This window comes from Streptomyces sp. NPDC026417 (assembly GCF_055567695.1).
Genome location: NZ_JBVHPY010000011.1, coordinates 221830 through 230743, shown reverse-complemented (window position 1 = coordinate 230743; position 8914 = coordinate 221830). Strand labels below are relative to the sequence as shown.

Below are 8914 nucleotides of genomic sequence, written 5' to 3'. Positions count from 1 at the left end.
TACCAACCCGACACCCGCCGGCCAACCCCCCCCCCCCCCCCCCCCCCCGCCCCCCCCCCCCCCCCCCCCCCCCCCCCCCCCCCGCTTCCCCCGTGGCGGAAGGGCCTACTGGTGGGGGCTACTTGTAGGCGCCGAAGGCCTTGGAGAAGGCGTTCTGGTCCTGGACGATCGAGCTGCACGTGGCGTCGGCGTAGTTCTTCGCCCCGCCGGCGCACTGCTTGTCGCGGGTCGCGGACCACATGGAGAGCCAGCCCAGGCCCTTGGACTTGGCGAAGTTCACGAGCTGCGTGGCGTCGTCGACCTTGAAGATCTCGCTGGTGACGTCGTTCACGCCGATCATCGGGGTGACGGCGATGGCCTTCCAGGCGGCGCTGTCGGAGAGCCCGAGGACTCCCTTGACCTGGGCCTGGGTCGCGGTGGCCGCCTGTTCGGCGTAACCGCCCATGTCACCGCTGTACGCGGGCCCGTAGTCCATCGCCATGATGTTGACGGTGTCGATGGACACGCCGTTGGACTTGGCGTTGGAGAGCAGGCTCACGCCGTCCTGGGTGAGGCCCTCGGGCATCACCGGGAGGGTGAAGGAGACGTCGAGGCCGGGGTGCGCCTTCTCCAGCTTGGCGATGGCCTGCGCGCGGCGGGTGTTGGCGGCCGTGTCGGGCAGCGCCCCGCCCTCCACGTCGAAGTCGACCTTGGTGAGCTTGTACGCGTCCACGACCTTGCCGTAGGCCGCGGCCAGCGCGTCCGCGGACGAGCAGGTGGTCGCGAGTTCCGAGCCGGAGGCGCCGCCGAAGGAGACGCGGACGTCGCCGCCCTTGGCCCGCAGGGCGCCGATCTGGCCGGCGACCGCGTCGCTCGCGAGGTCGGTGACGCCGCCCCACTTGGGGGTGCAGCCGCCACCGTCGGTGACGAAGGCGAGGTTGAAGTCCTTCACCCCGGTGGCCGAGGCGGTCGCGAGCAGGTCGAAGGCGGGGTAGAGCGAGGTGTCGACGTAGGGCGCGAAGCCGGCGTTCGCGGTGGTGCCGCTACCCGAACTCTGGGTCGGGGCGGGGCTGGTGGGGGCCGAGGTGCTCGGGCTCGGGTCCTTGGTGGGCGTGGCGCTCGGCGTGGCGGTCGCCGTCTCGGTCGGGCGGCCGCTGGGCTCGGGCGTCGCCGTGTCGTCCACCGAGCACTTGGCGTCGTCGATCAGACAGCCCGTCGGGTCGGCGGTGCCGTTCACCACGAAGCCGATGGTCACCGACTTGCCGGCGGCCAGGCCTTCCTTGTCCCAGCTAGGGGGTGTCACTGTGACGTGCTGTCCCTCCACCTTGGACTCGCCGTTCCACAGTGAGCTGAGCTTGGCGCCGCCGGGCAGGTCGAACTCCAGCTTCCAGTCCTTCTTCGCCTGGCCGCCGTCGTTCGTGACGACGTACTGCGCGGTGTAGCCGGTCGACCAGTCGCTGGTCCTGGTGTACGCGGCGCCGACGCCGGCCGCCTGGGCGGTCCCGGTGAACAGGAGGGCGCCGCCACCGGCCACGGCCGCGGCGACGAGACCGCCTATCGCCTTGTTCCTGCCACTGACCTTGCGCCGGTGCGTGCTGCTCATCGCGTGCCTGCTTTCGCGGTTTCACGGGGGGTGGGTGCGAGCAGCACGCTAGCGATCAGGAATCGGGCAAAGCGCCTGATCCGGACGGGGGTTGCGGATCTTAGGGTGCGCTTAAGGAAGGCATCGGGGACGGTTAAAGGTCGAGACCAATACCGCCGCCCGGCGCGGTGGCGGGGTCAGCCCACGCCGGCGCGGTGGCGGGGTCAGCCCACGCCGGCGCCGCGCCTGCGGCGCCGGACGGTTCCGCGGTGGCCCCGCCGGACCGGGGCGCGCCCGTCGAGCTGGATCCAGATCCGCACCTCGGTGCCGCCCAGCACGGACGAGCCGATGCGCACGTCCCCGCCGGTCGACTCCGCGAGCCGGCGCACGATGTCGAGGCCGAGCCCGGTCGACCCGTCGCTGCCGGAGCCCCGGCCGCGCGCCATCGCCGCGTCCGGGTCCGGGATCCCCGGGCCCGCGTCCGACACCAGCACGATCACCGCGTCCTCGCCGTTGTGCACGTCGACCGCGAAGGCGGTGCCCTCGGGGGTGTGCCGGAAGACGTTGCCGAGGAGCGCGTCGAGCGCCGCCACGAGGTCCGCCCGGGCCACGGGTATGCGCACCGGGTGGTCCACGCCCGCGAGCCGGACCTTGCGGCCCTCGTCCTCGGCGAGCGCCGACCAGAAGTCCATCCGCTCCCGCACGACCTCGGACGCGTCGCACCCGGCTCCCACCCCGATCGCGGCCGTCTGCGGCTTGGCCTCCCGGGCGGTCCGGATGATCGTGTCGACCTCGCGCTCCAGCTGTGCCACCGCGGCCCGGGTCTGGTCGGCGGCCGGCCCGTCGCCGAGCGAGGCCGTGTTCAGCCGGAGCACGGTCAGCGGCGTACGCAGCCGGTGGGAGAGGTCGGCGGCCAGCTCCCGCTCGTTCGCCAGGAGTTGGACGACCTGGTCCGCCATGGAGTTGAACGCGACCGCGGCCAGCCGCAGTTCGGTGGGCCCCTCCTCCGGGACGCGGGCGCCCAGCTTGCCCTCCCCCAGTTCGTGCGCGCTCTCGACCAGGCGCTGCGCGGGCTGCACCATCCGCACGCCGAGCCGGTCGGCCACCGCGACCGAGCCGATGACGAGGGCGACGCCCACGGCGGCGAGCACCGCCCAGGCCGTCCCCACCCCGTTGCTGACCTCGGACTCCGGGACGTACACCTCGACGACGGCGATCTCGCCGGAGCTCAGCGCGGTGGGCTGCAGCAGCGTGGAGCCGCCCGGTACCTCGGTGGTGGAGGCCCGGCCCAGCTTGCGGGTGGTGGTGATGTCCTCGTCGGCGGCGCGCTGCCGGCCGATGTCGACGGCCGCGCCGTCACCGGAGGCGGGGATGTGCACGGCCATCCCCGAGTCCGAACCGGCGGAGGCCACCACCCGCTCCAACTGGTCCCGGTCGGTGGTGATGGAGAGCGCCGGCGCGACGGCCGCCGCCTCCCGCTCCGCGTTCGAGAACGCCCGGTCCCGGGCCATCTCCTTGATGACCAGACCGAGCGGGATCGCGAAGGCCACCACGACCATGGTGGTGACCGCCACGCACACCTTGACCAGCGCCCACCTCATCGCGCCCGCCTCACGGCGCCGGCTCCACCCGCGGCGGCTCCAGCTTCACGCCGACTCCGCGCAGCGTGTGCAGATAGCGCGGCCGGGCCGCGGTCTCGCCCAGCTTCCGCCGGAGCCACGACAGGTGCACGTCTATCGTCTGGTCGTCGCCGTAGGCCTGCTGCCACACCTCGGCGAGCAGCTCCTTGCGTGCCACGACCACTCCGGGCCGGCCGGCCAGGAAGGCGAGCAGGTCGAACTCACGGCGGGTGAGGTCCAGTCGGGCGCCGTCCAGCTCGGCCTGGCGGCGCAGCGGGTCGATGGACAGCCCGCCGACCCGGATCACGCGGGACGGGGGCGCCTCGCCCACGGCCGCCCGCGAGCGCCGCAGGACCGCCGCCATGCGGGCCGACAGGTGCTCGACGGAGAACGGCTTCGTCAGATAGTCGTCCGCGCCGTCGTTCAGCAGCCGGACGATCTCCGTCTCGTCGTCCCGCGCGGTGGCGATGATCACCGGGACGTCGGTGATGCCGCGCAGCATCTTCAGGGCCTCGGACCCGTCCAGGTCGGGCAGTCCGAGGTCCAGGATGACCACGTCGAAGGAGAAATGGGCGACCTCGCGCAGCGCCTCCAGGGCGGTGCCGACGCTGCGCACGGTGTGCGCGGCATCGGTCAGATGCCGGATGAGGGCCGAGCGCACGAACTGGTCGTCCTCGACCACGAGCACACTTGCCATGGGCGGCACCGTACGCCATCCGGGGGATGCCGGTCCGGCGCCTGTGGACAACTCCCGGTGCGACCCGCGCAGGAGACACCCGTGGGACGCGTGGTGCAGTATGGCGGCGATGCGCAGAGGTCTCGTACACGTACTCGCGTGGTCGCTCGCCACGGGCGCGGCGGTCACGCTGTCGTGGTGGGGTGTCCACACGGTGATGTCGGGGACCGCCTACGACCCGCCGCGCGCCCTGCCCATCACGGCGGCGGACGCCACCACGCAGGAGTCGAAGCCGCTGGCGTCCTCGACCAGCCGTCCCGTGCCGTCGAAGAGTGCCGCGAAGAAGCCGCGGAGGAGTCCCCGGCCGACCACGACCCCGACCCCGTCGCCCTCCCGGTCGGCGTCCGCGGACCCGGGCCCGAGCGCCTCCGGAGAGGTCAGGAGCTACGACACCGACGGCGGGCGGGCCGTCTTCGACCTGGGCCGGTCCTCCGCCTCCCTGGTCTCCGCGACACCGGACGCGGGCTGGTCGATGCAGGTGTGGAAGACGGAGACGTGGATCCGCGTGGAGTTCTCCTCGGGTGCGGACCGGGTGTCGGTGTTCTGCACCTGGCACGACGGTCCGCCCCGGGTGGAGATCGGCACCTACTGAGGCACGCGCCCGGCTCAGCGGAACACGGACGGGGGCGGAGCGGGTGAGGCGACCGCCGCCGCGTCCGTGACCGGCACCGCGCCACCGGTGAAGTCGGCGAGCGTCCTGCCGTGTTCGACGCGTCCGGGGTGCGGGTCGGAGGCCGCGCGCCGGGTCAGTTCGGCCACCGGGAGCGGCCGGCCGGAGGCGACGAGGACCGCGTTCCCGAAGCGCTTGCCGCGCAGCACGGTCGGGTCGGCCACCAGGGCCAGTTCGGGGAAGACGCTCGCGGCGGTGGCGATCTGGCCGCGCAGGTGCGCGAGCGGCGGACCGTCGGCCAGGTTGGCGGCGTACAGGCCGTCGGGCCTGACGACCCTGCGGACGTCGGTGAGGAACTCGACCGAGGTGAGGTGCGCGGGGGTGCGGGCGCCGCTGAACACGTCGGCGATCACCAGGTCCGCCCAGTCGTCCGGTACCTTGCCGAGTCCTTCGCGGGCGTCCGTGGAGCGCACCCGGATGCGGGCGTTCGGGTCCAACGGCAGGGCACGCCGGACCAGTTGCACGAGGGCGGCGTCGCGTTCGACGACCTGCTGGGTGGAGCGGAGGCGGGTGGCGGCCACGTAGCGGGCGAGGGTGAGGGCTCCGCCACCGAGGTGCACGGCGTGCACGGGCCTGCCGGGCGGGGCGACGAGGTCGATGACGTGTCCGAGGCGGCGCTGGTACTCGAAACTCAGGTACGCCGGGTCGTCGAGGTCGACGTGCGACTGCGGGGCGCCGTCGACGAGCAGGGTCCAGGCACGCGTCCGGTCCCGGTCGGGTATCAGCTCGGCGAGCCCGCCGTCGACCGGCTCGACGACGGCGCCGGAGTCCCCCTGCCCGCGCCGCGCGCTCCTGCCGTTCCTCGCCTTGCCCATCTGGCCATTATCGACGCCCGGGGGACGGTCGGCGCACCGGCGGTGCGGCGGCAGGGGCGGCCCTGTCGGGCGCGGCCCGACGGCCGATTCGGGGGGCGGGGGTCGAGGGCTCCGCCCGCCGGCGGTCCCGAGGGCGGCTACGGGTCCCGGAGCGGCCGAAGTCCGAGGCGGGCGGCTCAGCGGCGGCCTGCCCGGGGCGGCCCGGGTTCCAGAGCGACCGGGGCTCCGCGGGACCGGCACAACGGCGGCCGGGGTCCGAATGGGGGCGCTCAGCGGCGGCCGGGGTCCGGGGCGGGCGGCTCAGCGGCAGCCGGGGTTCGAAACGGGCGGCTCAGCGGCGGCCGGGGTCCGGGGCGGGCGGCTCAGCGGCGGCCGGGGTCCGAAACGGGCGGCTCAGCGGCGGCCGGGGTCCGGGGCGGCCGGGGACGGGCGGGCGTGGATCGAGCTGGGCGGAGCCCGAATCGATCGGGGTCCGCATCGGTCGGGGTCCGAACCGGTCAGGGTCCGACCCGGCCGGGTCCGCGGTGGCCGGCATCTGCGGGGCAGACGGCCGGGCCTGCGTCGGGACGTTCGTGCGGTGGCCGCGTCAGCGGCAGTTGTCGGCCGCCTCGATCAGGCGGGCCGCCTCGCCGAGTGCCGCGCGGAGCACCGCCGGGTCCGTCGCCAGGTCCGCGTCGCCGGGCGGGAGCAGCCAGTCGGAGCCCTCGACCGGTGGCTGGGGGGCGAGGCTCACCCCGCGGCCGTTGGTCTGCGTACAGGTGCTGCCCGGCATGTCCCAGGCGTCGGCCGTGCCGGGGGGCACCAGGAAGCCGAGGGTGTCGCAGTTGTCGTCGTGCAGTACGGGTCCGACGGAGTCGCACGAGCCGCGGCGGAGGATGTCGACCGCCTCCAGCCCCTGCCGCGCCGGAACGGTCACGAGGTCGCAGTCGGTGTCCTGCTCGGGGGGCGCCCCGCCCTCGGGGTGCGGTCTGTGCCGCGCCGCGGCCGACGCCGTACGGAACTCGGTGCTCTGCCTGGTCTCCATCCCGGCCTCCAACACGGAACCCTCCTCCTGACGAGTAGGTCGGGAGTTCGGGCGGCTCCCGGTCCACCGGGTTCAACGCGTCGGCTCGTCAAGGGCTACGGCGGAAGTCCGCCGCAAAGGATGGCAGTTCATGGCAGATCGGGGATGAGATATCCGGTTTGTAGCCAAACCCTGGGTGTCGGGCCGGTCACAGCAGGTACGTTCTTGCCCGCCGGAGCAGGGCGACGACCGTGCGGTCGACGGACAACTCGCCACGCGTCCGGCATGGTTCGACGGTTCGCAAGAGAGGGCCCGGCCATGACGTCGTCAACGGTGACCTCGTCCGAATACCCCCGGCCGCCACGGCCGAACCTCGCCTTCCGGCGGCTGCGCGGGCACCGCTCACCGAGCGAGTTCGCCGCCGTGGTGCGGCGTGCGGCACGGGAGATCGGTGAGCGGGTCAGCTGCGACGCGCGGTACATCGGACGGGTCGAGGCGGGCGAGATCCGCTGCCCCAACTACGCGTACGAGCGGGTGTTCCTGCACATGTTCCCCGGCCGATCACTGACCGACCTCGGCTTCGCGCCCCGCTCGTCGGTACGCGGACGGGGAGCGCGCACGTCGGACGACGCGCCCCCTGCGCACATCGCGTGCCTCTCGGGCTCTCCCCATGAGTCGGAGGGGGCGCGCGACCCGTATGACACGCAAGACACGTGCGACATGCACGAGTACCACGATCAGAACCACGAGGAGAGCGACGTGCAGCGTCGCGCATTCATGACCGGCACCGCCAGCGCGGCCGCCGCCTCCCTGAGCCCGCTGGGGCTCACCCTCGGCGCCCCCGCCGCGGCCGCGGACGGCCCGGTCCACCGGCCCGGAACGCCCGAGGCGGGCGCCCTGGAGGAGGCCGTCCGCAGGATCCGGCTGCTCGACGACCGGCACGGGGCGGACGGCCTCTACCGGCGCGCCGCGACCCCGCTGCGGACCGCGTACGCGCTGCTCGACGCGGGCACGATGCGCCAGACGACCGCCGACCGGCTGTACACGGGCGCGGGTGAACTGGCCATCTCCGTGGGGTGGCTGGCCCATGACTCGGGCCGTTTCGACGACGCCCGCTCGCACTACGCGGAGGCGCTGGCGACGGCCCGGATGTCCGGGGACGCCGGTCTGGAGGCGCACGCCTTCTGCAACACGGCCTTCCTCGCCCGTGACGCCGGCCGTCCGCGGGAGGCGGTACGGGCGGCGCAGGCGGCCCAGCGCGCGGCCCGGCCCCTGGGCTCGCCCCGGCTGCTGTCCCTGCTGGCGCTGCGGGAGGCGGGCGGCTGGGCGGGCCTCGCCGACCGCACCGGCTGCGAGCGCGCGCTGGCCCGGGCACAGGCCCTCTTCGGCCGGGGTCCGTCGGCCGAGGACCCGGAGTGGATGAGCTTCTACGGGGAGGCCGAGCTGGAGGTGCTGGAGGCGCAGTGCTGGTCGACGCTCGGGGACTGGACCCGCGCGGCGCGGCACGCCCGGCGCGCCGCGCACCTCCAGGACCCGCACTTCACCCGCAACATCGCCCTCTACACGGCGGAACTCGCCGACGACCTCGCTCGCGGCGGACGGCCCGACGAGGCGGCCACGGCGGGCCTGCGGGTCCTGGACCTCCTCGACGAGGTCCAGTCCTCGCGCATCCAGACGATGCTGGCGGGCACGGCCCGGGTGCTTCTCCCGCACCGGCGGGCCTCGGGGGTGTCGACGTTCCTCGACCGGCACGCGAGCCTGCCGCGCACGGCGTGATCCACGGCCGGGCGGAGGCGGGGGACGGGGCGGCCTACAGGTGCCCGCAGTCGTTCCACGCCTCGATCGCCGGCTCCCCGTAGGCCCAGCCCAGCACCGACAGCGAGGTCGGATTCAGGCGGATGCGGGCGGCGAAGTCGATCGGGAGGCCGAGCCAGCGGGCGCCGATGGCGCGCAGGATGTGGCCGTGGGCGAAGACGAGGACGTCGCGGTCCGCGGCACGGGCCCAGGCGACCGTCTCGTCCGCGCGGGCGGAGACCTGCTCCAGGGTCTCGCCGCCGGGGACCCCGTCACGCCAGATGAACCAGCCCGGCCGGACCGCCTGGATCTCGGCCGGGGTCATGCCCTCGTAGGTGCCGTAGTCCCATTCCATGAGCGGGTCCCAGGCGCGGGCGCGCTCCCCGAAGCCGGCCAGCTCGCAGGTCTCCCGCGCGCGCGTGAGCGGACTCGTGCGCACCTCGAGACCGGGCAGGGCGTCGAACGGGGCGCGGTGCAGCCGCTCGCCCAGCAGTTTGGCCCCGCGGCGGCCCTCCTCCAGAAGCGGGATGTCCGTCCTGCCGGTGTGCTTGCCGGACAGCGACCATTCCGTCTGTCCGTGCCGGGCCAGCAGGATGCGCGGTGCCATGAGGAGCCCTTCCGGGGGAAATGGGAGGCGGATGCCTCCATCATCGCGCACGCTTGCCCGGGGCAACCCGCCGGGCGATCCCGGCGTCTTTGAGGACCGGGGGCGCCCG

The 8914-nt window shown here is 74.2% G+C and carries 8 protein-coding genes; 2 read left to right on the top strand and 6 right to left on the bottom strand.

Translation table 11 applies throughout. From position 1 onward, the window contains the following. Window positions 1-118: 118 nt before the first annotated feature. The 3 genes from ACZ4NT_RS19645 to ACZ4NT_RS19635 form a co-directional block, all read right to left on the bottom strand. Window positions 119-1582, bottom strand: a complete 1464-nt coding sequence (locus tag ACZ4NT_RS19645; protein WP_467726551.1) for a glycoside hydrolase family 18 protein — start codon at window positions 1580-1582, stop codon at window positions 119-121. Window positions 1583-1785: 203 nt separating this feature from the next. Then, window positions 1786-3162: a sensor histidine kinase gene (locus ACZ4NT_RS19640; protein WP_121402855.1), complete on the bottom strand. Its 1377-nt coding sequence runs from the start codon at window positions 3160-3162 to the stop codon at window positions 1786-1788. Between the two features lie 10 nt (window positions 3163-3172). After that, window positions 3173-3877: a response regulator transcription factor gene (locus ACZ4NT_RS19635; protein ID WP_121402853.1), complete on the bottom strand. Its 705-nt coding sequence runs from the start codon at window positions 3875-3877 to the stop codon at window positions 3173-3175. A gap of 109 nt (window positions 3878-3986) precedes the next feature. On the opposite strand from ACZ4NT_RS19635, the gene ACZ4NT_RS19630 reads away from it, so the two are divergent. After that, window positions 3987-4508 carry a hypothetical protein gene (locus tag ACZ4NT_RS19630; protein ID WP_121404712.1) on the top strand — a complete coding sequence of 174 codons (522 nt, stop codon included), beginning with the start codon at window positions 3987-3989 and terminating at the stop codon, window positions 4506-4508. Window positions 4509-4522: 14 nt separating this feature from the next. Here ACZ4NT_RS19630 and ACZ4NT_RS19625 read toward each other — a convergent pair whose 3' ends face one another. Together ACZ4NT_RS19625 and ACZ4NT_RS19620 are read right to left on the bottom strand one after the other, a co-directional pair. Then, window positions 4523-5401 carry a fused MFS/spermidine synthase gene (locus ACZ4NT_RS19625; protein ID WP_121402851.1) on the bottom strand — a complete coding sequence of 293 codons (879 nt, stop codon included), beginning with the start codon at window positions 5399-5401 and terminating at the stop codon, window positions 4523-4525. Window positions 5402-5987: 586 nt separating this feature from the next. After that, entirely contained in the window at window positions 5988-6425 is a 438-nt protein-coding gene (locus tag ACZ4NT_RS19620; RefSeq protein ID WP_121402850.1) for a hypothetical protein, read from the bottom strand. A gap of 297 nt (window positions 6426-6722) precedes the next feature. Between ACZ4NT_RS19620 and ACZ4NT_RS19615 the strand changes: the two genes are divergently transcribed. Continuing rightward, window positions 6723-8180, top strand: coding sequence for a hypothetical protein (locus ACZ4NT_RS19615; protein ID WP_121402847.1), 1458 nt, complete (start codon window positions 6723-6725; stop codon window positions 8178-8180). Between the two features lie 34 nt (window positions 8181-8214). Here the strand turns inward: ACZ4NT_RS19615 and ACZ4NT_RS19610 are convergent, their stop codons facing one another. After that, on the bottom strand, window positions 8215-8805 hold the full coding sequence (locus ACZ4NT_RS19610; protein WP_121402845.1) for a histidine phosphatase family protein: 591 nt from the start codon (window positions 8803-8805) through the stop codon (window positions 8215-8217). Between the last annotated feature and the right edge of the window lie 109 nt (window positions 8806-8914).